The sequence below is a fragment of the Pectobacterium sp. 1950-15 genome (assembly GCF_037136835.1).
Classification (GTDB): domain Bacteria; phylum Pseudomonadota; class Gammaproteobacteria; order Enterobacterales; family Enterobacteriaceae; genus Pectobacterium.
The window spans coordinates 337,935-363,515 of record NZ_JBBBQR010000001.1; the positions used below are offsets into that span (position 1 = coordinate 337,935).

At 51.5% G+C, this 25,581-nt stretch carries 26 protein-coding genes and 1 other RNA gene; 19 read left to right on the plus strand and 8 right to left on the minus strand.

Annotation, left to right across the window (positions count from 1 at the left end; all coding sequences use genetic code 11):
• Positions 1–62: 62 nt before the first annotated feature.
• Both WCT94_RS01465 and nudK read right to left on the minus strand, forming a co-directional pair.
• The gene (locus WCT94_RS01465) at positions 63–1,328 is read right to left on the minus strand and encodes an ABC transporter substrate-binding protein (protein ID WP_336867490.1); all 1,266 of its coding nucleotides are present in this window, start codon (positions 1,326–1,328) and stop codon (positions 63–65) included.
• Between the two features lie 381 nt (positions 1,329–1,709).
• The gene (gene nudK, locus WCT94_RS01470) at positions 1,710–2,291 is read right to left on the minus strand and encodes a GDP-mannose pyrophosphatase NudK (protein WP_336867491.1); all 582 of its coding nucleotides are present in this window, start codon (positions 2,289–2,291) and stop codon (positions 1,710–1,712) included.
• Between nudK and WCT94_RS01475 the strand changes: the two genes are divergently transcribed.
• The 7 genes from WCT94_RS01475 to WCT94_RS01505 all read left to right on the plus strand — a co-directional run bounded on the left by WCT94_RS01475 (position 2,290) and on the right by WCT94_RS01505 (position 5,815).
• Positions 2,290–2,472, plus strand: coding sequence for a hypothetical protein (locus WCT94_RS01475; RefSeq protein ID WP_336867493.1), 183 nt, complete (start codon positions 2,290–2,292; stop codon positions 2,470–2,472). The two genes, nudK and WCT94_RS01475, sit on opposite strands and share 2 nt — an antisense overlap.
• A gap of 198 nt (positions 2,473–2,670) precedes the next feature.
• Positions 2,671–3,837, plus strand: a complete 1,167-nt coding sequence (locus WCT94_RS01480; RefSeq protein WP_336867495.1) for an MFS transporter — start codon at positions 2,671–2,673, stop codon at positions 3,835–3,837.
• Positions 3,838–3,850: 13 nt separating this feature from the next.
• Positions 3,851–4,081, plus strand: coding sequence for a 4-oxalocrotonate tautomerase family protein (locus WCT94_RS01485; RefSeq protein WP_336867497.1), 231 nt, complete (start codon positions 3,851–3,853; stop codon positions 4,079–4,081).
• Between the two features lie 2 nt (positions 4,082–4,083).
• On the plus strand, positions 4,084–4,536 hold the full coding sequence (locus WCT94_RS01490; RefSeq protein WP_336867499.1) for a hypothetical protein: 453 nt from the start codon (positions 4,084–4,086) through the stop codon (positions 4,534–4,536).
• Between the two features lie 12 nt (positions 4,537–4,548).
• Positions 4,549–5,202, plus strand: coding sequence for a hypothetical protein (locus WCT94_RS01495; protein ID WP_336867500.1), 654 nt, complete (start codon positions 4,549–4,551; stop codon positions 5,200–5,202).
• Between the two features lie 33 nt (positions 5,203–5,235).
• Positions 5,236–5,538, plus strand: a complete 303-nt coding sequence (locus WCT94_RS01500; protein ID WP_336867501.1) for an immunity 53 family protein — start codon at positions 5,236–5,238, stop codon at positions 5,536–5,538.
• A 112-nt stretch (positions 5,539–5,650) separates the two neighbouring features.
• The gene (locus WCT94_RS01505; protein ID WP_336867502.1) at positions 5,651–5,815 is read left to right on the plus strand and encodes a hypothetical protein; all 165 of its coding nucleotides are present in this window, start codon (positions 5,651–5,653) and stop codon (positions 5,813–5,815) included.
• A 38-nt stretch (positions 5,816–5,853) separates the two neighbouring features.
• Here the strand turns inward: WCT94_RS01505 and WCT94_RS01510 are convergent, their stop codons facing one another.
• Both WCT94_RS01510 and grpE read right to left on the minus strand, forming a co-directional pair.
• Positions 5,854–7,092 carry an Nramp family divalent metal transporter gene (locus WCT94_RS01510; RefSeq protein ID WP_336867503.1) on the minus strand — a complete coding sequence of 413 codons (1,239 nt, stop codon included), beginning with the start codon at positions 7,090–7,092 and terminating at the stop codon, positions 5,854–5,856.
• A 242-nt stretch (positions 7,093–7,334) separates the two neighbouring features.
• Entirely contained in the window at positions 7,335–7,922 is a 588-nt protein-coding gene (gene grpE, locus WCT94_RS01515) for a nucleotide exchange factor GrpE (RefSeq protein ID WP_012773427.1), read from the minus strand.
• A gap of 149 nt (positions 7,923–8,071) precedes the next feature.
• Between grpE and nadK the strand changes: the two genes are divergently transcribed.
• The 3 genes from nadK (at position 8,072) to bamE (ending at position 11,182) form a co-directional block, all read left to right on the plus strand.
• Positions 8,072–8,950 (plus strand): NAD(+) kinase, encoded by an 879-nt coding sequence (gene nadK, locus WCT94_RS01520; RefSeq protein ID WP_263059654.1) that lies wholly within the window; start codon positions 8,072–8,074, stop codon positions 8,948–8,950.
• 81 nt (positions 8,951–9,031) lie between these two features.
• Complete coding sequence (recN, locus tag WCT94_RS01525; RefSeq protein WP_336867504.1) at positions 9,032–10,693, plus strand: DNA repair protein RecN; 1,662 nt, start codon at positions 9,032–9,034, stop codon at positions 10,691–10,693.
• 153 nt (positions 10,694–10,846) lie between these two features.
• The gene (gene bamE / locus WCT94_RS01530; RefSeq protein WP_010282437.1) at positions 10,847–11,182 is read left to right on the plus strand and encodes an outer membrane protein assembly factor BamE; all 336 of its coding nucleotides are present in this window, start codon (positions 10,847–10,849) and stop codon (positions 11,180–11,182) included.
• Between the two features lie 237 nt (positions 11,183–11,419).
• Here the strand turns inward: bamE and WCT94_RS01535 are convergent, their stop codons facing one another.
• Together WCT94_RS01535 and WCT94_RS01540 are read right to left on the minus strand one after the other, a co-directional pair.
• Positions 11,420–11,701 carry an RnfH family protein gene (locus WCT94_RS01535; RefSeq protein WP_431892100.1) on the minus strand — a complete coding sequence of 94 codons (282 nt, stop codon included), beginning with the start codon at positions 11,699–11,701 and terminating at the stop codon, positions 11,420–11,422.
• Positions 11,691–12,137: a type II toxin-antitoxin system RatA family toxin gene (locus tag WCT94_RS01540; protein WP_039485083.1), complete on the minus strand. Its 447-nt coding sequence runs from the start codon at positions 12,135–12,137 to the stop codon at positions 11,691–11,693. The genes WCT94_RS01535 and WCT94_RS01540 overlap by 11 nt, the downstream gene beginning before the upstream one ends.
• 155 nt (positions 12,138–12,292) lie before the next feature.
• Here WCT94_RS01540 and smpB point away from each other — a divergent pair, with 155 nt between their 5' ends.
• From smpB to WCT94_RS01565, 5 genes are all read left to right on the plus strand, one after another.
• Entirely contained in the window at positions 12,293–12,775 is a 483-nt protein-coding gene (gene smpB / locus WCT94_RS01545; protein WP_012773422.1) for an SsrA-binding protein SmpB, read from the plus strand.
• Positions 12,776–12,825: 50 nt separating this feature from the next.
• Positions 12,826–13,188: a transfer-messenger RNA gene (gene ssrA / locus WCT94_RS01550) on the plus strand.
• Positions 13,189–13,514: 326 nt separating this feature from the next.
• Complete coding sequence (locus tag WCT94_RS01555; protein ID WP_336867508.1) at positions 13,515–14,093, plus strand: hypothetical protein; 579 nt, start codon at positions 13,515–13,517, stop codon at positions 14,091–14,093.
• 346 nt (positions 14,094–14,439) lie between these two features.
• A complete protein-coding gene (locus tag WCT94_RS01560) occupies positions 14,440–15,222 on the plus strand; it encodes a transporter substrate-binding domain-containing protein (protein WP_336867509.1) in 783 nt (260 codons plus the stop codon).
• Positions 15,223–15,479: 257 nt separating this feature from the next.
• Entirely contained in the window at positions 15,480–16,106 is a 627-nt protein-coding gene (locus WCT94_RS01565) for a LysE family translocator (protein WP_336867510.1), read from the plus strand.
• A gap of 43 nt (positions 16,107–16,149) precedes the next feature.
• Here the strand turns inward: WCT94_RS01565 and WCT94_RS01570 are convergent, their stop codons facing one another.
• Positions 16,150–16,632, minus strand: a complete 483-nt coding sequence (locus WCT94_RS01570; RefSeq protein ID WP_336867511.1) for a GNAT family N-acetyltransferase — start codon at positions 16,630–16,632, stop codon at positions 16,150–16,152.
• Positions 16,633–16,738: 106 nt separating this feature from the next.
• Between WCT94_RS01570 and WCT94_RS01575 the strand changes: the two genes are divergently transcribed.
• The 3 genes from WCT94_RS01575 (at position 16,739) to WCT94_RS01585 (ending at position 21,087) form a co-directional block, all read left to right on the plus strand.
• Positions 16,739–17,671, plus strand: coding sequence for a LysR substrate-binding domain-containing protein (locus WCT94_RS01575; RefSeq protein ID WP_336867512.1), 933 nt, complete (start codon positions 16,739–16,741; stop codon positions 17,669–17,671).
• Between the two features lie 358 nt (positions 17,672–18,029).
• Entirely contained in the window at positions 18,030–19,466 is a 1,437-nt protein-coding gene (locus WCT94_RS01580; protein WP_336867513.1) for a glycoside-pentoside-hexuronide (GPH):cation symporter, read from the plus strand.
• A gap of 52 nt (positions 19,467–19,518) precedes the next feature.
• Entirely contained in the window at positions 19,519–21,087 is a 1,569-nt protein-coding gene (locus WCT94_RS01585) for a glycoside hydrolase family 43 protein (protein ID WP_336867515.1), read from the plus strand.
• Positions 21,088–21,165: 78 nt separating this feature from the next.
• Here the strand turns inward: WCT94_RS01585 and WCT94_RS01590 are convergent, their stop codons facing one another.
• Complete coding sequence (locus WCT94_RS01590; protein ID WP_336867660.1) at positions 21,166–21,591, minus strand: hypothetical protein; 426 nt, start codon at positions 21,589–21,591, stop codon at positions 21,166–21,168.
• Between the two features lie 372 nt (positions 21,592–21,963).
• On the opposite strand from WCT94_RS01590, the gene nifJ reads away from it, so the two are divergent.
• Positions 21,964–25,497, plus strand: coding sequence for a pyruvate:ferredoxin (flavodoxin) oxidoreductase (gene nifJ, locus WCT94_RS01595; RefSeq protein WP_336867516.1), 3,534 nt, complete (start codon positions 21,964–21,966; stop codon positions 25,495–25,497).
• Positions 25,498–25,581 lie beyond the last annotated feature (84 nt).

Genomic DNA, 25,581 nt, shown 5'->3' on the forward strand with positions numbered 1-25,581 from the left:
ATCACACCATCGATTTCTGGAGAGAAATGCTTGAGGGCTTCCCGCCCTCAAGCTCACACTCGCTACTGCATAATCTGATTTTTTAATGTCGTTTCGGCGCGTTTTAAAACGTCATCGACAGAATCGCCTTTCAGTAATGCAGGTATTTCAGCAGCAATGGCGTTATCCACTTCCTGGGTATACATACCGTAGGAGACCTGTGGGATTTCAGTCACCCATTTAGAAAAATCAGCGAACACGGCTTGCCCGCCAAAGAACGGATCGTGCACTGCGTAAGCAGGGCCGGAAGTGGCTGGAAGGAAGGTGGCGAGCGCACCACGATCAACCAACAGGGTTTGATACATATTGCTATCCGCCGCGAAGGTTTTCTGCAAAAACTCAATCGCCTGTTTCGTATTTTTGCCACCCTTTAAGACATACCAGCTTGAGCCCCCCTGATTGGAGGCATGTACCGCCTTATCGAGGTTCAACCGCGGGATCGGCGCGACACGCCATTTTCCTTTCTGATCTTCCGCGCTTTTAATGGAACCAATCACCCATACACCAGAAACCACACTCGCCGATTTTCCGGCATTAAAACTCCCGACAAAACTCGACCAACCGGAGATAGGACGGGCAATTTTCGCGTCATTAATCGCTTTAATCGTTTTTAATGTTTCTTTCAGTGCATTGTTCTTGGTGAGATTGAGTTGCCCTTGATTATCGAAGAACCATTCTCCACCGGACTGCATCATAATATGAGGAAGAACCACATCGTTCATATCGTAGGTCAGCATATCAATGCCAGTTTTCGCTTTTACCTGCTTACCAATCTCAATATATTTATCCCAGGTAATATTCACCATATCACTCTCTTTATATCCGGCAGCCTCCAGATAATCGAGTCGATAGAACATTCCCGCCACACCGGAATCAAAAGGCACACCGTATACCTTATTCCCTACCGTCATCACTTTCGTTTTATAAGGAGCAAACTGGCTATAATCGATGGCATCCTGCAATGGGATAAACGAATCAGGATAAGCCTGAAGATATTTCTGAGCATTATAATCTTCAATAAGCACAATATCGGGAAGAGAGTTTTTAACCCCTGAAGCCAACATGGTATTTAGTTTCTGCTCAATATCCTCTTTACCTGAATCGATCACTTTCAGACTGAAACTGGGGTCAGCTTTTTTATATATCGACGATGCCTCATGCATTGCCGCAACATTGAAATTAGGATCCCAGGCCCACACGGTGACTTCAGCAGCCAGGCTATGACTCGATAAACCCAGCGTGAGGAATGAAACTGCAAATAGGGTAGATACTTTATTCTTGATCTTCATCAGAGCAGTCCTTCTTTACTTTTTGTAAAGAGAGAATATGAGTTACTGCATAATGAAGCAACGAGTTACACCGCTTACATTCTTTCATCCGGTGATACGGGTCACACAACAGGGAGAGAAATGACTAAATATTCGATCTGAATACAAAAAATTCAGGAAAATTTTCCTTCCATAAAGCCCATACCAGCCGATAAAAACGATCAAAATAAGAACAAAAAACACCATATGCAATTGAAAATAAAATAAAAAATGAAAGTAAAAAAAGGCTGTTCAGCTAATATTAACCATAATCACACCGTCACTATGTAATTACGCGAAAATGAAAGCGTTACCACACTAAATCAAGCGGCACATGGGGATACCCGTGTGCCGCAAAACATGCTACGCCTTGGCAAACCAACCGCGGATGATCGCGTGCTGTAGCAGCATGATGGTTTTGCCGTCTTTAATCCGACCATCGTTCATCATCGCGACGGCTTCGCTGAACGGCAATTCCAGCACTTCGATATCTTCATCTTCTACACCGCCGCCCGAATTATCCCGTAGCGATTCATCGTATTCGGCAGCAAAGAAGTGCAGCCGTTCTGTGACACCGCCGGGCGACATATAGGCATCAAACAGCTTCTCAACGGTGCCGACCGCATAACCGGTCTCTTCTATCGCTTCGTTGCGGATGCACTCTTCGGGCGAATGATCGTCCAGTAAACCCGCGCACGCTTCCAGCAGCATGCCGCTTTCGTTACCGTTGACGTAGGTAGGAATGCGGAACTGCCGCGTCAGGATCACCGTGCCTTTCGCCCGGTTGTACAACAGAATCGTCGCGCCATCACCACGGTCGTAAACCTCACGAATCTGGCGCACTACGCCGCCATTCTTTCTTTTTAAATCAAAAACATATTTATGAAGGATAAACCAGTGGTCGGACAGCAGCTTCTTTTCGACGATATCAATAGGAGACGACATGCAAACACCTCGACGATCGATGGTGGGAGGGACTCATTTCATGTATAACAGCCGGGCCATCATATCCCCTTTTAATTCAGGCATAAACGGGCAGGAAAACGCATGCCCAACGGGAATAACGGCTGAAGACGTCACCCACGCGATTGTTGCCGTCGATGCGTTCAGTAAAACCATCGCTTAGCCGTGACCGCAGTAAAAAACCCGACATCAGAAAATCGATCCAATGGCGTCGAGCGTGGTATATCAGCTGTGCCCTTCCCTCCACATCACGGCCACAAAACGTTCTCGTTGCGTCATCAACCTGCTCACGACTATTCACTTTTATTTGATGAGAAAACGGGCAGGATAACGATATGTTCTCTGTACTTTGGGTTGTCGCATGATGGATCGTCCCCGCCTGGTTCCCCTCTCGGATACGCTGACGCTTGCTCTTTTCGGGACGATCGTGCTGGCATTAGGTATGGGGCTTGGGCGTTTTTTGTATACGCCGATGCTGCCCGTGATGCTGGAAGAAGGCCGTTTCACCTTCAACCAGCTTTCCTATATTGCCAGCGCGAACTACGCTGGCTATTTGTTCGGCAGCCTGCTTTTCTCTTTCAGCCGCCGCACCTCAGCCTCTCAACCGATGTTCTTGCTGTTTAGCGCCGCCGCCGCAACCGGCGTTTTACTTCTCGCGATGGCGATGACCACCAGCACAACACTGGTTATGGTTATTCGTTTCCTCGCCGGGATCGCCAGTGCGGCGATGATGATCTTCGGCTCGTTGGCCATTTTGCACCACACCAGACAGGCTCGCATTATCGCCTCGCTTTACGCCGGAGTAGGCGTAGGGATCGTGTTAGGCAATGAATACATCATCATCGGACGGCATTATGCCCTCACCGCCGAGCTATTATGGTGGGGAGCCGCGCTGCTTTCAGCATTGCTTTTGCTCGCCTTACTTATCCTTTCGCCGCCTAAATCCAGCGTCGCACCACAAACTATGGCGAATAGTGATGAGCCGCCTCAGCTTGGCTGGAGGCGACTTGCGCTGCTGTATGGCCTTGCAGGATTCGGGTACATCATCATCGCCACCTACCTGCCGTTGATGGTGATGGCACTGGGTATGCCGCGTGTATCTCTTCATCTCTGGTCGCTAGTTGGGCTGGCCATCATTCCCGGCTGTTTTTTCTGGCTATGGGCCGCCAGTCGCTGGGGAACGTTGCCCTGCCTAACGGCAAACCTGCTCATTCAGGGCGTATGCGTCCTATTGACGCTATTCAGTCACTCGCCCACGGCGTTAATACTCAGCTGTGTCGGCTTTGGTGCTACCTTTATGGGAACAACGTCGCTGGTGATGCCCTTAGCCAAACGGTTACGCGTGCCACACAGCATCAACCTACTTGGTCTGGTGACGCTCACTTACGGCATTGGCCAAATTCTTGGCCCGCTGCTCACCAGTGCCTTAACGAATAACAACGCTGTCGCACCAGCCATTCTGTGCAGCGCAGCAGCACTTTTCATCGCGGCAGGGCTCTGCTTCCCTTACCGTCGACCACAACCCTAATCCCGGAGAACACATGCCATACGTCAACATCAAAATCACCAATGAAGGCGCTACTGCTGAACAAAAACGTCAGTTGATTGAGGGCGTAACCCAACTACTGGTCGATGTGCTAAACAAAAACCCCAAAACCACCGTGGTGGTGATTGATGAAGTCGAAACGGACAACTGGGGGATCGGCGGCGTGCCGGTGACGGAGCTGAGGAAGGCCGCAGGAAAACCTTCCGAGAAATCGGATGCGGATTAACCATGTTTAACCGTGATGCGTTAATCTCATTCCTGAAAAACCGATCTGGAACGACATTATTAGATATCGTTTACCCCAGATTTTCTGTACAGCGCTATATCGCAGCAGATTTTACTTCAGTCGAATCTGAACAGGGTATTTGTATAAGCAGAGCCCCGAAAGCAGCTATGGATAACGGACTGCGATTCTGGATTTATACAGAATGGACAGAGGGTTCGAATAATCTCGAAAACTACCTGATAAACGCTGATTTTAAACGCATAGACGAGTCCACATTTAACACACTGGTCGAGAATTATTGCAGCGAATTGAAACAACCTCCTGCATTCCCCTTAGCATATTCCCCCTTTCTCGGGGCTTTGCTGATGTATGAGGCAGACACTGATATGCTGGTATCCGTATTTGCCGAATATGAACAGGAATACCTGCACTTCTTCTGGGAATCCACAGCTTAAAGGATAAAAAATATGGATATTGAACAGCTAGTCGATGCGCTATACGACGATTTAAACGGCTATATTTCCAGCGTGCAGTACACCAACGCAAACACGCTAACGATTCATTTTTGCTGCGATAACTGGCGTTATGACGAGCAACACAATTACTCCGTATACTGCGAGCAACATGAATCTTATCTGCGCCATTTCACTATTTGCTGTAATGGCGTTGTCGAACATGACATTCAACCTTCTAGTTCAGGCGAGCTGACCTTTACCGATCAGCATCCACTATTGTGGGACTACAACGCGCCGAGAGGTGGCTTGTACTATTCCACCACAGCAACAGCATCAAGCTACGAACTACTTGGGCGAGTATGGAGTGTTCACACACGCATGCTCAACGACTGGCGCCCAATGAGCCGCTATATCAACGCTTATCGGCATCAGGACGAGCCGACATTCGGCAATAATGGCAATGGATTACTCGCGCAGGGGCCTAAACCCTTACTGGATGCTTATCAAGAAGCATTATCCAGCGTACTTACAACCCACTTCGTTCCATCCGTTGAAATGAAAAGGGACGTTAAAGCATTGGTGTTTGATTCTGGATTTGTCATCTGCAAGCGAGTGGAATTACAGGAAATCTTTCCCGATGCTAAAACACCAGCAAACCATGAATAAACCCCATATTGAATACTCATGAGACAATGATTAATGAACGAGTTACAGGAGATTCAACGGTGGTATCAGGCGCAGTGTAACGGGAAGTGGGAGAACACATTCGGCATTAGCATCGATACACTGGACAACCCAGGCTGGAGAGTAAAAATCGATCTGGCTGAAACCTCACTTGCTGATAAGCCTTTTACAGCTACAAGTCGTGGTACACATCCAGAAGGCAGCGACTGGATATTCTGTAAAACGGAGAAGCTGCAATTTATTGGCTTTTGTGGCGTCGGTAATCTGGCTGAGCTGTTAACGATTTTTCTGAACTGGTGTCGCGATGAACGAACATGAAACTGCTGTATTTCAGGTACGACTATGTTTAAGCGCTGAATCAGCGAGACGTACTCCCTGCAGCTCTGGCTATCGACCTAACCATAAAGATCCGGCTAGCGGAACATTCTTTATGGGGCAATTCCATTTTGACGGTGAGGTCGCCCCGGGAGAAACGATCTCAGCCAGAGTTACCGTTATCTCATCCTCAGAACAACTTGAAACACTCTCTCGCATTGGCGAATGGACGATATGGGAAGGGCCACACTACGTTGGTAAAGTCATGTTGGATCGATAATGTAGCGCAGTTCCGGTTGAGATGAATGCGTCTCGGATCTATATCCCCGACATCGTATCAATGAGCAGATACATATTCAGGGAAACTACGAGCACGACAATGAGTTGCCCAATGCGCTGTACCCATTTTCCGTTGACCATTGTCCCCATCAGTTCACGGTTACCCGTGAAGGACAGCAGTGGAACCAGCGCCAGCGCAATCCCGAAGCTCAGCACCACCTGACTCAACACCAGCACGCGCGTTGGATCCATACCGGACAGGATCACGATAAACGACGGCAACATCGTCACGGTGCGGCGCACCCACAGCGGGATGTGGAAGCGCACGAATCCCTGCATTACCACTTGGCCCGCCAGCGTGCCAACAACGGTAGAAGACAGGCCAGCAGCCACCAAACTCAAACCGAAAATCACCGCAGCGGCTTTACCCAACAGCGGCTCCAGCGTGAGATAGGCTTTATCCAGATCGGCGATATCCTGATTGCCGCTGAAATGGAAGGCTGCCGCCGCCGTCGCCATCATCGCCAGATTGACGAACCCGGCGATGGTCATCGCAATCGCGACATCGACTTTCGTCGCCGAATAACGCTCGGCACGGGTATGGCTGCCTTCGTGCTGCGTCAGGGAAGAATGCAGATAAATCACATGCGGCATAATGGTCGCCCCCAGCACGCCTGCGGCCAGCAGCACGGCATCGGAGGTCGGCAGACTAGGCATTGCCATGCCTTTGGCTAACGCGGACAACTCAGGCTGAGAGAAGACCAATTCGACAATATACGCCGCCGCAACAAACAGCAGCAGACCGCCGATGACCATCTCCAGCGGCTTCTGGCCGCGCTGTTGCTGCATTAAAATCAGGAAAGTGGCAATAGCGGTAAGGATCGCGCCTTCCAGCAACGACACGCCCAAGAGGAGTTTGAAACCAATCGCCGCACCGATAAACTCGGCGAGATCGGTCGCCATCGCAATAATTTCGGCCTGCACCCAATAGGCCCAAACGGCCGGGCGCGGAAAGCGATCGCGGATATGTTCTGCCAGATTCTTACCCGTTGCGATCCCCAACTTAGCGGACAGCAGTTGGATCAGCATCGCCATCAGGTTCGCCCACACCACCACCCACAGCAGCGTATAGCCATAGGCTGCGCCAGACTGGATGTTTGTGGCAAAATTACCCGGATCGATATAACCAATCGCCGCGATAAACGCCGGCCCCATCAGAGAAAGTTTAACCTTCCTTGATGTACGGCTTGTTGATTCAATAACACGGCTACCCGGCATAGTATGACCCTTCTAACACTGGTGTTTTACTACTCTCACAGAAACGATAATGATTATCAAGTGCATTTAGAGAGGTGATACCAATTCTTTTGATAGTTAAAGATGATGAGTCATTCAAAACCTAAAAAACATCTTTTTTATCAAACAAACCTTAACAAAATATAAACAAAAAACCCCATGCAGGGCACGGGGTTTGGAAATGAAGCCACGTTGTAAATACAGCGCGTAAAAGCAAAAAACGATCAGTCTTGTGCTTTTGATACCGCAACCATCGCCGGACGCAGCAAACGGCCATTCAGCGTATAGCCTTTTTGCATGACCATCATGACATGGTTCGGCTGGTGATCGGCCGAAGGTAACATCGTCATTGCCTGATGCACTTCTGGGTTAAACGGTACGTTTACATCACCGACAACCTCAATACCAAATTTGCGGACTGCATCCAGCAATGATTTCAGCGTCAGTTCAACCCCTTCAATCATCGCAGCCAGTGATTCATTGGCTTTATCCGCCGTGTCCAGTGCGCGTTCCAGGTTATCGATAACTGGCAGCATTTCGCTGGCGAATTTTTCTACCGCAAATTTATGCGCTTTCTCAACATCCATTTCCGCACGGCGGCGAACGTTATCGGCTTCAGCACGGACGCGAAGCATATTGTCACGCTCACGCTGTTGCAGTTCGCTCAACTGGGCTTCCAGTTCGGCGATGCGCGCATCACGCGGGTCAGCTACGTCTGCCGTCTCTGGCGCGGCATCCGCTTGCTGCCCTTTTGCTGCTTCCTTTTGATCCAGCACTTGCTCGTCAGGCGTTTTCTGTTCTTTACTACTCATGAAATTCTCCGCGGTTTAGCATTAATCTCGCTAGTTGCTTATTATGGGGATCAAAATCGGGGATTCAAGGGAACCCGTCATATATTGGTTCCAGTCGCTGCCGATACACCACGCTGAGGACAAAAACAGCAATGAACACACCGCTTACAATGAACAGGCCGTTTAATTGTATTGGCATTGTCGGCCATCCGCGCCACCCAACGGCGCTGGCAACGCATGAGATGCTTTACCACTGGCTCACCGACAAAGGTTACTCGGTTCTGATCGAGCAGCAGATCGCCCGCGAACTGAATCTGAAAGACGTGCCGACGGGGAGTCTTGCCGACATCGGCCAGCAGGCGGATCTGGCGGTTGTCGTCGGCGGTGACGGCAATATGCTCGGCGCAGCGCGCGTGCTGTCGCGCTATGACATCAAGGTGATCGGTGTGAACCGTGGCAACCTCGGTTTTCTAACCGATCTCGACCCTGACCATGCGCAGCAGCAGCTTTCTGACGTGCTCGACGGCCATTATCTGAGCGAGCAACGCTTCATGCTGGAAGCGCACGTTTGCCGCGCCAACCAGCCCGACAGCATCAGTACCGCCATTAATGAAGTGGTGCTTCACCCGGGAAAAGTCGCCCATATGATTGAATTTGAAGTCTATATTGACGACAAATTCGCCTTCTCCCAACGTTCAGATGGCCTGATTATCGCCACGCCCACGGGCTCAACCGCCTATTCTCTTTCCGCTGGCGGCCCAATCCTGACGCCGTCGCTGGATGCCATCGCACTGGTGCCTATGTTCCCGCATACGCTGTCAGCCCGTCCGCTGGTCATCAACAGCAGCAGTACGATCCGGCTGAAATTTTCCTGCATTACCAATGACCTGGAAATCAGCTGCGACAGCCAGATTGCGTTACCTGTACAGGAAGGCGAAGAAGTGCTCATTCGCCGTAGCGAGCACCACCTAAATCTGATTCATCCAAAAAATTACAGTTATTTCAATACACTAAGCTCAAAACTCGGCTGGTCAAAAAAATTATTCTAAAATTCTATCCAGCTACTTTACTGTATATAAAACCAGTTTATACTGTATGTAATCACATGTGATTACATACAGGGGCTTATCATGCTGGCGCAACTCACTATCAGTAACTTCGCCATCGTGCGCGAATTAGAAATCGATTTTCAGTCAGGAATGAGCGTTATCACCGGGGAAACCGGTGCGGGGAAATCTATTGCGATTGATGCCCTCGGTTTATGTCTGGGAAATCGTTCTGACGCCAGCATGGTCAGGCCGGGTGCTGCCCGCGCCGATATTTGCGCCCGCTTTGCGCTGGCGGATACGCCAACGGCACGTCAGTGGTTGGAAGAAAACCAGTTGGATGACAGCAACGAGTGCCTGCTACGTCGCGTCATTAGCGCCGATGGCCGCTCGCGTGGCTTTATTAACGGCACCGCCGTGCCGCTGTCTCAACTGCGTGAACTCGGCCAGCACCTGATTCAGGTACACGGCCAGCATGCTCATCAGCTACTGCTGCGCCCCGATCATCAAAAACACCTGCTGGATGCCTATGCCGATGAACCGAAGTTGCTGGTGGCTATGCAGCAAGTTTGGCATCAATGGCACCAAAGCTGCCGTGCACTGGCGCAACTGCAACAGGCAGCGATTGAGCGCGAAGCGCGCCGAGAACTGCTGCAATATCAATTAAAAGAGCTGAATGAATTCGCGCCACAGCCCGGCGAATATGAACAGATTGACGTTGAATACAAGCGTCTGGCGAATAGCGGCCAGCTACTGACGATGAGCCAGCAGGCCATGCAGTTGCTGAGCGAAGACGAAGAGCAGAACATCATCAGCATGCTGCACAGCGTAAAACACCAGCTTGGCGAACTCATCAGTATGGATGACAAGCTGTCTGGCGTGCTGTCCATGCTCGAAGAAGCGGGCATTCAGCTTAGCGAAGCCAGCGATGAACTGCGCCATTACAGCGAACAGATGGATCTCGACCCTATTCGACTGTATGAACTGGAGCAGCGCCTGTCACGTCAGCTCGCGCTGGCACGCAAGCACCATGTTGCTCCAGAGGCACTTCCCGCATTCCATCAACAACTTTTGGAAGAGCAGCAACAGTTGGAACAGCAGGAAAGCGACCACGACGCGCTCAGTGCTTCCGTCGGTGAATATCATCAGCAGGCATTGCACCTCGCAGAACAACTGCATGTGCGCCGTCAGCACCACGCCAGCGAGCTGGCCCAGCTCATCACCACCAATATGCGTGAGCTGGCGATGCCACACGGCCACTTCACCATTGATGTGAAGTTTACGCCGGACAGCCTGACGGCTACCGGTGCCGACAGTATCGAATTCCGCGTGACCACCAACCCCGGCCAGCCACACCAGACGCTGGCGAAAGTAGCATCGGGCGGCGAACTCTCGCGTATCGCACTGATTATTCAGGTAATCACCGCGCAGAAGATGGACACCCCTGCGATGATCTTCGATGAAGTCGATGTGGGGATTAGCGGGCCAACCGCCGCCATCGTCGGCAGAATGCTGCGCCAGCTCGGTGAATCCACGCAGGTGATGTGCGTGACGCACCTGCCGCAGGTCGCAGGCTGCGGTCATCAACACTTCTTCGTGAGTAAACAGACGGACGGCGCAGAAACAGAAACGCTGATGCAACCGTTAGATAAGCGCGCCCGGCTACAAGAACTGGCACGTCTTCTGGGCGGCAGTGCCGTGACCAAAAACACGCTGGCGAATGCCAAAGAACTGCTGGCGGCCTAAAACCCACCACCGATAAGGGCAAGAAAGGTACATCGCAGGTAAAAAAGCTCAACTTTTTTACCTTCCTGAGGTCATACAATCGCCTTGCAGGTTTCCAAGTCCTGCAAGGTCTATTATCATCGGCAACCTATGCCCTTAAGGAATGTAATCACTATGCGCTGTAAAACGCTGACTGTCGTCGCCGCGGTGGTTGTTATGCTGACTGCCGGTTGTTCCACACTGGAGAAGGTGGTCTATCGGCCGGACATCAATCAGGGAAACTATCTGGCACCGGCTGACGTTGCAAAAATTCACACCGGCATGACCAAACAACAGGTCGCTTATACACTGGGTACACCTATGATGCAGGATCCGTTTGGCAGCGATACCTGGTTTTACATCTTCCGCCAGCAGCCTGGTCATGAATCGGTAAAACAACAGACGCTGACGCTGACCTTCAGCGGCAGTGGCGTGTTAACCAACATCAACAACAAACCCGCGCTGGATTAATACTTTTCCACGCTGCTCAGTTGAATCAGGATGAACGATCCTGGCAATCAGGCGGTGCTTTAAGGCGAGGCCCACAATGGGCAGAGTACTTAAGGGAAATCGTCACGCACGCGGTTTGATGTATGGCAGGTATAACAGCAGGCAAATCTGAACACTTCAGGTTTGCCTGTGTTTTTTGTAAGGACATATCGGTCGGAACAATCGGTGGGAACACCCTATGTCGTTCAACGACATCACTCAGGGTTTGCTCTTAGAACGCTCGGCACGCTGGCGGCGTAGCTCTTTCGGATCGGCAATCAGTGGACGATAAATTTCCACGCGGTCACCCTCCTGTAACACATCAGCCAGCTTCGCCGAACGGCTGTAGATACCGACTTTATTCACCTGTAAATCGATGTCATGACGCAGCTCCAGCAGGCCCGATGCCACAATCGCCTGCTCAACCGTACTACCTTCTTCCAGCGTCACCGTGCGTAGATACTGGCGCTCCGGCAACGCATAGACCACATCAACCTGCATTGCGGACACTGTAGACCTCTTTTGCTCGCTGCGTGAAAGCCTGCACCATATTTCCCGCCAGCTCCTTGAATACTTTGCCAAAAGCGAGTTCAATCAAGGCATTGGTGAATTCAAATTCCAGATGCAGCTCGACTTTACAGGCATCGGCACTCAGCGGCGTAAAATGCCAGTCGCCACCCAGTTGACGGAAAGGGCCATCGACCAGCTGCATATTGATGTTCTGGTTGTGTGTCAGCGTATTACGTGTGGTAAATGTCTTGCTGATACCGGCTTTGGAAACGTCTACTGCGGCGGTCATCTCCCCTTCAGAGGAGGAGAGCACGCGGCTCCCCGTGCAGCCCGGTAAAAATGCGGGGTAGGAAGCGACATCATTCACCAGCTTGTACATCTGTTCAGCGCTGAACGGCACCAGTGCGGAACGACTTATCTTTGGCATACTATTTTCCGTGATTCATAAAACGCGCAAAATAATAGCACTGATAGCCCGACAGACAAAAATTCTGCGAAGCTTATCGCACGATATCATTAACCACGACACGGACGCACGGCGGGGATTTCATTCCCAATGACATCCAGTATAATGACGGCACTATGACAAAGAAAAAAGCATACAAACCCGGTTCCGCCACCATTGCGCAGAACAAGCGCGCCCGTCACGAATACTTCATTGAGGAAGAATTTGAGGCAGGCCTTGCGCTGCAAGGATGGGAAGTCAAATCACTGCGCGCAGGCAAAGCGAACCTCAGCGACAGCTATGTCACCTTCATGAACGGTGAAGCTTACCTGTTTGGCGCCACCATCACACCGCTGAATGTGGCGTCATCACACGTGGTGTGTGATCCCATACGCACGCGCAAACTCCTGCTCAACAAACGTGAGCTGGAGTCGCTGTTTGGTCGCGTCAGTCGTGAAGGTTACACGGTCGTCGCGCTGTCCATGTATTGGAAAAATGCCTGGAGTAAAGTCAAAATTGGCGTAGCGAAAGGCAAAAAAGATCACGACAAGCGTGATGACATTAAAGAACGTGAATGGAAGTTAGACAAAGCCCGTATCATGAAGAACGCCAATCGCTAAGCCACTGGCTTAACAACGGTAAGTTCTGATATACTGGCGACAGTTTCTTGGGGGCTGATTCTGGATTCGACGGGATTTGCAAAGCCCAAGGTGCATGCCGAGGGGCGGTTGGCCTCGTAAAAAGCCGCAAAAAAATAGTCGCAAACGACGAAAACTACGCTTTAGCAGCTTAATAACCTGCTCTGAGCCCTCTCTCCCTAGCCTCCGCTCTTAGGACGGGGATCAAGAGAGGTCAAACCCAAAAGAGATCGTGTGGATGCCTTGCCTGGGGTTGAAGCACTAAATCTAATCAGGCTAGTTTGTTAGTGGCGTGTCTATTCGCAGCTGGCAAGCGAATGTAAAGATAGACTAAGCATGTAGTACCGACGGTAGAGTGGTTCCGGACGGGGGTTCAAATCCCCCCAGCTCCACCAATTTAGATTCCGGTTATTACCAGATAAGGCCGGAAACGTGAAAAAGCCGCTAGCCGCAAGGTTCAGCGGCTTTTTTATGCCTGTAATAACCCAGCTATATTCTTCACTGTAGAACCTCTACCTCTGCGGGAATGGCAGTTACTGACCCTGAAGAACCTTGTAGAAGGCTCCTCCACAGCATGTGGCAGAGATCAAACGTGGGTATTCTGACTCGCTGAACGCGAACATATTGTACCGCTCGCCGATCTGATGCTGGCATAAGCAAACATGGTTGAAGTCATGTAAAATATCGACAAAACACGCGGTTGATACAAGGTCATGGATAGATGCGCCGTCTCTATAAAAAAGCGATAACCTATTTATTGTCGAAGGACTTTCTCGTTACTCTCCTCGTCTTATCCATCATGCTAGCTATTTTCTGGTACATGCTTTGGGCTTCGCAGCTGTCGCGTCGCACGATACTGATCGAGACATTTCCAGAACTGACTATCTACCTGACCTTTGGGCTCGTTCTGGGGCTTATCTTTGCTGGCCGGGCGCTCTACTCTCGATCGATAAAGAAGAAACTAAAGCACACATTCGAAATGTTTTTCGGGGGCTTCGTGCTGGGATTTCTTTCCATCGTGAATAGTTTTGACGTGTACGTTTATCTGTTCCCTGATGAGGTGATTAGTTACACATCCGACTATAAGATTGTTTTTCCTGGACCATCTACAGGAAAAAGTAGCCGCTGCGAAGCTGGCATATGGGTTAAAGATGTCCATACCGGGCAATTTAAACAGCTATGCACCAACAGAGAAATGCTGTTTAAAAAAAGGCGGCAAGGGATGGATGCGCTATGGATCACTGCGCGAGTCAATAAACTCGGTACGTATATTGTCGATTATCGATTTACCTACAAGTAATTCCGCAGCGTTACTGAACCGTTAAGTGAGGCGAATAAATTAAAATACCGGAAATCGGATCAGATCAATTTTCTGCATGCAATAAACATCGGCCCCCGCCCAAAATAACATTATCAATTGAAATGTATTTCCCGTTTACACGTCTGGACATCAGCGATAGCGCAATTTTACATCACGAAAGCAAATAATAACATTTTGTTATAATTTCAAGTGTAAATTAATGTCAGTTTTTCAAACGTAGGCTGGATGACGATGCGCAGTCCAATTTACGTCCTATCACTGGTGATAATACCAATACCGGAATGTTGATATTCACTTTTATACGACTAAAAGAGGTGTGACTGCTATGTTCAGAAAATTATCTCTCCTGAAGTTCGTTGCCATTTTTTCTATTTCACCCTTTGTATTTGCCAAATCGGACATACTGCGTATCGGCGTCGATTTAACGTATTCCCCTTTTCAGAGCATGGATAAAAATGGTAATCCATCGGGGTTTGAAATCGAGGTAACCGATGCCATCTGTGAATCGGTAAATGCAAAATGTGACTATATCGTCAACACATTTGATTCCCAGATTCCCGCCCTTCTCGCCAAAAAAATAGACGTCATTGCGCCGCTTGGCGTGACACGTAAGCGAAAGGAATCGATAGATTTCAGCGACTATGTTTTTCATGTCCCCACCAAGCTTGTTGCAAGAAAAGAGGCCAATCTTCTTCCTCAGGCTGAGTTGCTACGCGGAAAAAATATCGCAGTGCAGCAAGGCACGATTCAGGAAGCCTACGCCAATAAATATTGGCTCCCCGCCGGAGTGATTGTTAAAAGCTATCCCGATCAGGAAGCCATTTATGAGGATTTATATTCAGGGAGAGTGGAAGGTGCGCTGTGCCCCTCCGTTGCCGTCGCGTTTGGTTTTTTAAAAACCCCACAGGGTAAAAATTTTGAACTAAAAGGCTCGGAAGTGACCGATGCGGATTTATTTAGCCTCGGTTCCGCATACGGTATACGCAAAGACGATACGAAGACAAAGCAGCTCATTAATCAGGGGCTGAAAGATATCGTTCAAAAAGGCCTATATGCAAAAATACAGAAACGCTATTTTGGCGATATTGATTTAAGCGTGAAGGAATAATATCAGGTGCAGTTAATGGGTTCTTTTCATGCTCAGCCGCTTTCCCCGGCCACTACAAGGCCGGGGAGATTTTGCTGAAATGGAAGTTTACTACCTTTCCCCTCAGCAACAGGATCTTGCTAAAGAAGGAGAGCGCCATCAGCCCCTTTTCTGTTACTATCTCGCGTTGGAAAATAGCGATATATATGTGAGTATATCTCGCTTCACATCATCGCTCTCAATCACGCTTTCACCGTGAACTACACGCAGGAGAAATCATGAGCCTTCACCTCTGGCTGGCTTATACAGGCATCATCATCGCCCTGATTGCCATTCCGGGCCCATCCGCCTTAATCAGCATGTCGCACGGTTTACGCTACGGCGCTTCACGCGCAACAGCAACCGTACTCGGTGGCGTCAGCGCGGCAATGATTTTGATGTCCTGTTCAGCACTGGGGCTAGGTGCCATCCTCGCTGCGTCAACCACCGCATTCATCGCATTAAAAATTATTGGCGCGGTTTATCTCATCTGGCTGGGCATCGCATCATGGCGTTCCAAGGATATGAGCACTGCGGAACAGGACGTGCAGGAAACCTCGGCTCCTGGCTGGTTTCCGTTATTCCGCAAAGGGTTTCTGGTCGGGATCAGCAATCCGAAAGATCTGCTGTTTTTCGCCGCACTCTTCCCAAATTTTATCGATACCAACGCCCCGCACGCCTTGCAGCTCGTCATTCTGGCGGTAACCTGGGCGATCTTCGATTTCAGCATCATGTTTATCTATGCCTGCACCGGCCGCCGTTTATCAGGCCTTTTCTCCAACCCACGCCGCATCAAGCTGTTTAACCGCTCGACGGGCGGGATCTTTATTCTGGCAGGCACCACGCTGGCAGCGTCAACACGTTAATTGACAGGCTCCTGCTGCTTTCAGGCTGGCAGGAGCCACACCGTTACGATGCCGTAACAAAATCAGTAATGCCCTTCTCGTCCATCCGATAGCGAACCCATTCGTCCTGCGGCTTCGCGCCAATGCTTTTATAGAAATCGATCGCGGGTTGGTTCCAGTCCAGCACACTCCACTCCAGCCTCCCGCACTGTCTTTCCTGCGCAAGACGCGCAACCTGTTTCAGCAGCGCCTTACCTGCTCCCGCATTACGATATGCCTGCGCGATGTAGAGATCTTCCAGATAAATACCGTATTTTCCCAGCCAGGTTGAGTAGCTCATGAAGAAAATCGCATAGCCGACAGGCGTACCGTCAATCTCGCAAATCAGCGTTTCTGCCGTCGCCCCTTCACCAAATAATGAGTTCTCAATATCCTCAAGCGAAGCCAGAACTTCGTGACGCGCCTTCTCGTACACGGCAAGCTCGATGATTAAATCCAGAATCACGCTCGCATCTGATTTCTGCGCGGGGCGGATGACGATATTCATAAAGGTTCTCTTCTCCAGTGCTAACTTTTCAGTACTAACAATAACCAAGGCTTGCCATGCTACCGGATTAAAAATACTGTATGAACTGCATTTCCTACAGTGACTAATGAACAGTATGCATCTGGATTTACGGCGTATCGATTTAAATTTGCTGGTGGTATTTAACAGCGTATATCAGCATCGATCCGTCGCTGTGGCGGCAAAAGAACTGGCGATGAGCGCATCGGCGGTCAGCCATGCGCTAACGCGGCTGCGCAATACGTTTTCCGATGAACTGTTTTTTCGCGTAGGCAACACCATGCACCCGACCGTTCTGGCGGACGATATCGCGGAACCGATCGCAGAAAGTCTGGCATTGCTCACGCAGGGCCTGACGCCGCGCCCACGCTTCAATCCCGCACGCAGTTCGGAAAGCTTCACCTTCTCCATCACCGATTACACCGCATTTTCAGTCTTTCCCACGCTGATGGCGCAAATGGAAAAACTGGCGCCTCATATCAAATTCAATCTGGTCTATTCGCCGCAGAAAGTCGCGATCACGGATTTGCTGGCAGGAAAAATCGATTTTGCTTTAGGGTTCACCGACATGACGCAAGCGGAGAACAGGGAAATTGAGGAGATAGACTGGATTGAAGACAGCTATGTCATCATCACTGCCGCGGGTTACCCATCAGGCAAGACACTTACGCTGGATGATTACCTCGCCGCCCGGCATCTCGTGGTTACGCCCTGGAATGAATCCCGTGGGGTGATTGATTACGCGCTGGATAAGCTCAATAAGAAACGTCATATCGCGCTGAAAACGCCATCGATGATGAGCGCACCATTTATCATCGCCGATTCAACGCTGATCATGGCATTACCACGCAATATCGCGACAATCTTTGCACAACTCCTGCCGCTACAGATTCATCCTCTGCCTTTCACTGTGCCGTCCTATCGCGTGAAGATTTACAGCCATCGCCGTAATAGCCGTTCGGAAGCGAGCCAGTGGATTAAAAACCTGTTACACAGCCTGGTGACACATCCCATTAGCTAGCCTGATTCTCCGCCATCTCGCACGGTTACAAACATACTTTCGCTCCGAAATTACCCCCAATTACGGGTTCAGAGAAACGCGAGCAGAGCGTTGTTTTCCCGATAAATAGATCCGCAAGATAACTTGTCATACAGGTAAATCGACAAAAAAACCACATTAATCTATTGATATAAAATGGAAATAACTCCGCATATCTTCTGCCTCACACTATTTTCCCTGTCATTTTTTTGTGACCTGTCTAACACATACCAAGAAACGTAACCTTCTTAATAAAATCCGCAATAGTTAATCCTCACCAAGGAGATAACAATAGCCGCGAGCCTGGCAAGAAGTTCCTCAATCATCTTTGGAGTTTCCAATGACCAACAATAATAAGCTGAGCGTTGCGGAGAAAATCGGCTTTGGCATGGGCGATGCCGCCTGTGGCATCGTCTATTCTTCCGTAACCATGTTTCTTACCTACTTTTATACGGATATCTATGGCATCTCCGCCGCTGCGGTAGGGGTTATGTTTCTGGTGACGCGCGTGCTGGACGCCATCGTTGATCCTCTGATTGGCATTATTGCCGACCGCACCAAAACCCGCTGGGGGCATTTCCGCCCGTGGCTGGTCTGGTTTGCCGTCCCCTACGCCGTTATTGCCGTACTGGCCTACACCACGCCGGAACTGAACGGCACGGGTAAACTGGTTTACGCCTACATTACCTACACGCTGCTGATGCTGTTCTACACGTTTATCAACATTCCCTACTGTTCGCTCGGTGGTGTCATCACCAGCGATGAAAAGGACAGAATTTCCGCGCAGTCTTACCGCTTTACCATCTCCTCAATGGCTGGGCTACTCGTGTCGGTCGGCACGCTGTGGCTGGTCGACTGGATTGGCGGTACCAACAAGCAATTGGGCTATCAAGGCACAATGATGATCATGGGCTGCCTGGCCGTCGTGATGCTGTTTTTCTGCTTTTTCACCACTCAGGAACGCATCAACCCCGCGGTGGATAAAAATCAGAACGTCTGGGACGATGTCAGAAACCTGCTGAGCAACGATCAGTGGCGCATCGTGGCCATCATTACGTTCTTTTCCAGCATGGCAGGTGTCATGCGCGGTGCGGCAACGCTGTATTACGCAACCTACCTGATGGTCGGGCCAGAGCAGGGCAGCGCCGCCGGAACGGCAATGAAATCCGCCTTTATTACCACCAGCGTCGTCGGCACCATTATTGGTGCAATGATGGCGGGCTACTTTGGCAAGCGGTTCAGCAGCATAAGCCTGTTCAAGAACATCAACCTGCTGCTGGTGTTTGTCGGCATCATCCTGTTTATGGTGCCACCACAGTGGCTGGCGGTCGTCTTCCCGCTCTACTTTTTGATCGGCTTCTTCCACCAGATGTATCAACCGTTCAAATGGAACATGATGGCGAATGCCGCCGATTACGGCGAATGGAAAACAGGCCGTCGCATTACTGGTCTGTCATTCTCCGGCAACCTGTTCGCGCTGAAACTGGGTATGGCGGTTGCGGGTGCGCTGGTCGGCTTTTCACTCGGCTGGTTCGGCTATGTCGCCGGTTCCCCCACGCAAACACCGCTCGCCACCGCCGGTATTATCGGCCTGCTGAGCATCGGGCCATCGCTCTCCTATCTGGTTCTGTATTGGCTGGTACGCTTTTACAAGCTGGACGATAAGACGATGGAAAACATTCAGGCTGATTTGGCGAAGCGTCACAGCACGGCTGACCACACGCCGGAAAGCGAGCTTCCTGTCGATCAAGGCCTGACGCCAAAAGGCGCAGCCTGATCGCAAGACCTGCGGGTAGCACGCTACCCGCCTTTACTATCAGGACGATGACATGAGTACAGCACATTCTCCCTGGAACCCAGATTTGGGCAACGGACGTTATAAGAATCCGATTTTATACGCCGACTATTCCGATCCTGACATCGTGCGCGTGGGTGACGACTTTTACATGGTGTCGTCCAGCTTTAACCACCTGCCCGCGCTACCGATCCTGCATTCTCAGGATCTGGTGAACTGGACGCTGATCAACCACGTATTCAGCCGATTCGATCTACCAGAATACGAACACGTTCAGCCCGGCAAAGGCGTGTGGGCACCCAGTATTCGCTATCATGCCGGAAAATTCTGGGTGTTTTTCAGCACGCCCGATGACGGGATCTTTATGTCGCAGGCTGACGATCCCAAAGGCGAATGGAGCACGCCACATTGTCTGAAACAGGCGAAAGGCTGGATCGACCCCTGCCCGTTCTGGGATGACGACGGCACCGCCTGGTTAATCCACGCTTTCGCCTTCAGCCGCAGCGGTAGGAAACACCTGCTGCAACTGTGCAAGATGGCAGAAGATGGTCGTTCTCTGCTTGATGAAGGAAGGATCGTTGTCGATGGGCGGGCAACACAGCCAACCATCGAAGGGCCGAAGCTGTATAAGCGCAACGGCTGGTATTACATTTTCGCCCCAGCAGGTGGTGTCCCTACAGGCTGGCAAACCGTGCTGCGCGCACGCTCGCTGGAGGGGCCGTGGCAGAGCCGGATCGTACTGCATCAGGGAAGCACATCGGTTAATGGCCCGCATCAGGGCGGCTGGGTCGAATTAGACAACGGTGAAAGCTGGTTTGTACATTTTCAGGATCGCCATACCTATGGTCGGGTCGTTCATCTACAGCCAATGCGCTGGCAGGATGACTGGCCGCTGATCGGCGAACAGCATAATGCGCAGGGAGTAGGGCAACCCGTGCTGGAAGCAGATAAACCTCACGTGAGTTCCTCTGTTAATGTGCAGCAGCCCCCCACTTCCGACGATTTCTCTTCGGCTACGCTGGGGCGACAGTGGCAGTGGCAAGCAAACCCTGACAAACGCTGGCTGGCGCTTACCCATCCGGGGCTTCAGCTGTTCTGTCAGCCCATGCCTGCCCGTGAAGGTGAGCCTTCCTGGTATGACGAGCCTAATTTGCTGATGCAAAAATTTCCGGCCGAGGAATTTGAGTTCACCACTCAGTTAACACCCGTTCTGGAACAGGTTGGCGATCGCTGTGGCCTGATGATTTATGGCGAGCGTTTCGCTTACCTCGGCATTGAGAAAGGCGAGGAAGGTCTTGAATTGGTCACCGGATTCGGCTGGATGAGTGATGCACAGCAGTTGGAACAACATCAAAGACATCTGGCGGTGTTGCCCGAAAAGCAGAGCATCACCCTGCGAGTCACCGTGCAGCAGAACGCGATTTGCCAGTTTTCCTGGCGGGGCGATAACGGAGAATATGGTGTGCTTGATGATAGCTTCGCCGCAGGCCCGGGCAAATGGGTAGGTGCTAAAGTGGGGCTGTACGCGCTGACGACTGCATCAGGAAACAGCGGGAGTCACGCTTGGGTTAAAGAGGTGAACGTCACCGCTATCGGTCAATAGCCCGATAGCGGCTATAGGAAAATCACGGGTCTGGCTGTCTGATCTTCGGTACCATTCTGGTCTCACATTGCTCCGGCATTACACGCCGAGCGCGTCAGCAGCCTGCTCGCTTTCCACTTTAGAGAATTTTGCGTAGGTCAGTGCATCGAGCAGCGCTGCGCGATCAATCGTGGGATAAATATCTGGGCTACACAAAAGTTGACCAATATCCAGAATCGTAAGTTGGGGATATATATTGTGTGATGCAACCGCAATATCACGAGCGGCGTAACACAGTTTTCGTAACATCACTGCAATCTGCTGATACGTGATCGCCTCCTGATACACGGTATACAACACATCGGCAATCAGTGTTGACGTTAAAACTGAAATCCGAGACACCTCTCCCGCGCGGCCCCCCAGAGCTTGAAGGATATGATCGACTGCTTGTTCTGGTGTTTTTCCCTGCGCCTGTTGCGACGCCAGTACAGAAACCAGTTTATTTTTGATTTCATCATTTCCCATCATTTGGTTCCTTCATACATTCATTACAGATGTAATTTTAGTATAAGCACGCTACCTGTCATGGCAGTCATGAGCAAATAAAATCATACGATTTCGTGTGAATATCGAACACAACATCAACAAACAGTTCTAACATCCAGAATAGATTTCCATTTTAGGAAACACAAACCGACTAAAATTACTGAACGTAGACTTGGGGACAGGGATAAAACACATATTGATACAACTCCGCCTACATCGTTCCACCCTCTTTTTTCCTGAAATGCGATAATCCTCCGATAAAAATCGTATTTTCGTTTATGCCCGGTCATTTTCATCGCCCGAAAAGACCATGTAAAATGAAGGGCTTAGTGAGCAAGAAGGCTATAAGTCATGATCACCACCGACGGTAATAACGCAGTCGCCTCCGTGGCCTGGCGAACCAATGAAGTCATCGCCATCTACCCCATCACCCCGAGTTCCAGCATGGCTGAACAGGCGGCCGCCTGGTCGAGCGACGGCGGACTGAATATATGGGGAGATACGCCCCGCGTTGTTGAAATGCAATCGGAAGGCGGCGCGATCGCTACCGTCCACGGCGCATTGCAGACGGGTACACTCGCGACCACATTTACCTCATCGCAGGGTCTGCTGCTGATGATCCCCACGCTGTATAAGCTGGCCGGTGAGCTAACCCCGTTTGTCCTGCACGTTGCAGCCCGTACGGTTGCGACGCATGCGCTTTCCATCTTCTGCGATCATTCTGACGTCATGGCCGTACGCCAGACGGGCTGCGCCATGCTGTGCGCCAGCAATGTGCAGGAAGCGCAGGACTTTGCGCTGATTTCACAAATCGCCAGCCTGAACAGCCGTCTGCCGTTTATCCATTTCTTTGACGGTTTCCGCACCTCACACGAAATCAATAAGATTGAGCCGCTGAGCGATGAGGTGATCCGCCAGCTTCTGCCACAGCAGGCCATTGATGCACACCGTGAGCGAGCGCTCACACCGGAACGCCCGGTGATTCGTGGTACCGCTTCAAACCCGGATACCTTCTTCCAGGCGCGCGAAGCCACTAACCGCTGGTACGACGCGGCTTATGAGCACGTTGAGCAGGCGATGAACGATTTTGCCGCTGCGACAGGGCGCCAGTATCAGCCGTTTGAATACTACGGCCACCCGGAGGCGACTAAAATCGTCGTCCTGATGGGTTCCGGCGTCGGCACCTGCGAAGAGGTAGTTGATACGCTGTTGATGCGCGGTGAGAAAGTCGGCGTGGTGAAAATCCGCTTGTACCGTCCATTCTCTGCCAAACATCTGCTGGCCATCATTCCGCAAACGGCGAAGAGCATCGCGGTGCTGGACCGTACTAAAGAGCCGGGTGCGCTGGCGGAGCCGCTGTATCTCGATGTGATGACCGCGCTGGCAGAGGCGTTCTCCGCAGGTGAGCGTTCACTTATGCCGCGTGTGATTGGCGGGCGCTATGGGCTGTCTTCCAAAGAATTTACCCCACAGTGCGTAGAGGCAATCTTTAATGAGTTAGCGCTTGCTAACCCACGGCCGCGCTTTACTGTCGGGATTTATGACGATGTCACCAATCTGTCTCTGCCACTGCCGGAACAACATTTCCCAGGCAACGCATCGCTCGAAGCCCTGTTCTACGGCCTGGGCAGTGACGGCACCGTTTCTGCGACCAAGAATGCGATCAAAATCGTCGGCGAAACCACGCCGATGTTTGTACAGGGCTACTTTGTCTATGACTCGAAGAAAGCCGGTAGCCTGACCGTTTCCCATATGCGCGTGGGTCCGCACCCGATCAACTCAGCCTACCTGATCGATCAGGCGGATTTCGTCGCCTGCCATCAATGGCAGTTTATCGACAAGTACAGCATGGTCGAACGGCTGAAACCCGGCGGCGTTTTCCTGATCAACTCACCGTATAGCAGCGACGACCTGTGGCACCGCTTGCCACAGGAAGTGCAGGCAGGGCTGAATCAGCGTAATGCCAGCGTGTACTGCATCAACGCCGCCAAGATTGCCCGCGAATGCCATCTGGGCGCCCGCATCAACACCGTCATGCAGATGGCATTCTTCCATCTGTCACAGATTCTGCCAGCGGATGTAGCTGTAGAAAAACTGCGTACCGCCATCGCCAAGAGCTACGGCAGTAAAGGTCAGGAACTGGTTGAGCGCAACTGGCAGGCGCTGAGTGCCACATTGGAAGCACTGGCAGAAGTGCCGCTGGAAGCGGTCAACCCAGACAGCCCGCAGCGCCCGCCAGTGGTTTCCGACGCCGCGCCCGATTTCGTCAAAACCGTCACGGCCGCCATGCTGGCAGGACTGGGTGATACGCTACCCGTTTCCGCCCTGCCGCCCGATGGCACCTGGCCGACCGGCACCACCAAGTGGGAAAAACGCAATATCGCGGAAGAGATTCCGCTGTGGCAACCGCAACTTTGTACGCAGTGTAACCACTGCGTCGCCGCCTGCCCGCACTCGGCGATCCGTGCCAAAGTCGTCCAGCCCGACGCAATGGAAAATGCACCCGCGTCACTGCAATCGCTGGATGTGAAAGCACGCGACATGCGCGGCCAGAAATATGTGTTACAGGTTGCTCCAGAAGACTGCACCGGCTGTAACCTGTGCGTAGAAGTCTGCCCGGCCAAAGACCGCCAGAACCCAGAAATCAAAGCCATCAATATGGAATCCCGGCTGGATAATCTGGCGGCGGAGAAAGAGAACTTTGATTTCTTCCTGCAGTTGCCGGAAATCGACAAATCCACGCTGGAACGTATCGATATCCGTACTTCTCAGCTGATTTCACCGCTGTTCGAGTATTCTGGCGCCTGCTCCGGCTGTGGCGAAACACCGTACATCAAGCTGCTGACCCAGCTCTATGGCGATCGTCTGCTGGTCGCGAATGCGACAGGTTGTTCATCGATTTATGGCGGTAACCTGCCCACCACCCCGTGGACTACCGATGCCAATGGTCGCGGCCCGGCCTGGGCTAACTCTCTGTTCGAGGATAACGCCGAATTCGGTTTGGGCTTCCGTCTGAGCGTCGATCAGCACCGTCAGCGCGCCGTGCGCCTGCTCAACAAGCTGGCTCCGCAACTGCCGCCAGATCTGGTGAGCGCGTTGCAGGAAGAGTCCATCGCGCCCGACCTGCGCCGTCAGCAGATTGAACAGCTACGTGGGTTGCTGGCAGCCATCAATGATACCGACGCCAGCGTGCTGGCAAGCGACGCCGACCACTTTGTCGATAAATCCATCTGGCTCATCGGCGGTGACGGCTGGGCGTACGACATCGGCTATGGCGGGTTAGATCACGTCATGAGCTTGAGCGAAAACGTCAACGTGCTGGTGCTGGATACCCAGTGTTACTCCAATACTGGCGGACAGCAGTCCAAAGCGACGCCGCTGGGCGCAGTCACCAAATTTGGCGAGAAAGGTAAACGCAAAGCGCGTAAAGATCTCGGCATCAACGTCATGATGTACGGTCACGTGTATGTCGCGCAAATCTCACTGGGCGCGCAGTTGAACCAGACGGTGAAAGCGATTCAGGAAGCCGAAGCCTGGCCGGGCCCGTCGCTGATTATCGCGTACAGCCCGTGTGAAGAGCACGGTTACGATCTGGCATTCAGCCACGATCAGATGCGCCAATTGACGGCAACGGGCTTCTGGCCGCTCTACCGCTTCGACCCACGTCGTGCCGAAGAAGGGAAAGCCGCGCTGGTCACCGATTCTCGTCCGCCATCAAGCAGCCTGAGTGAAACGCTGCTGAAAGAGCAACGCTTCCGCCGCCTGAATAGCATGATGCCGGAAGAGACCGCGCAGCTCTATGAAGAAGCGGAGTTGGATCTGCGCCGCCGCTTTGACTTCCTGACCATGATGGCCGGCAAGGCAGAGAAAAACCCGCAGGAATAACCCTTCCTCTTCCAAACCGGCTTCGGCCGGTTTTTTATGGCGTGCCATTCCTGGCAGCTCCCTTACGGGCCGTTGCGTTTTCCC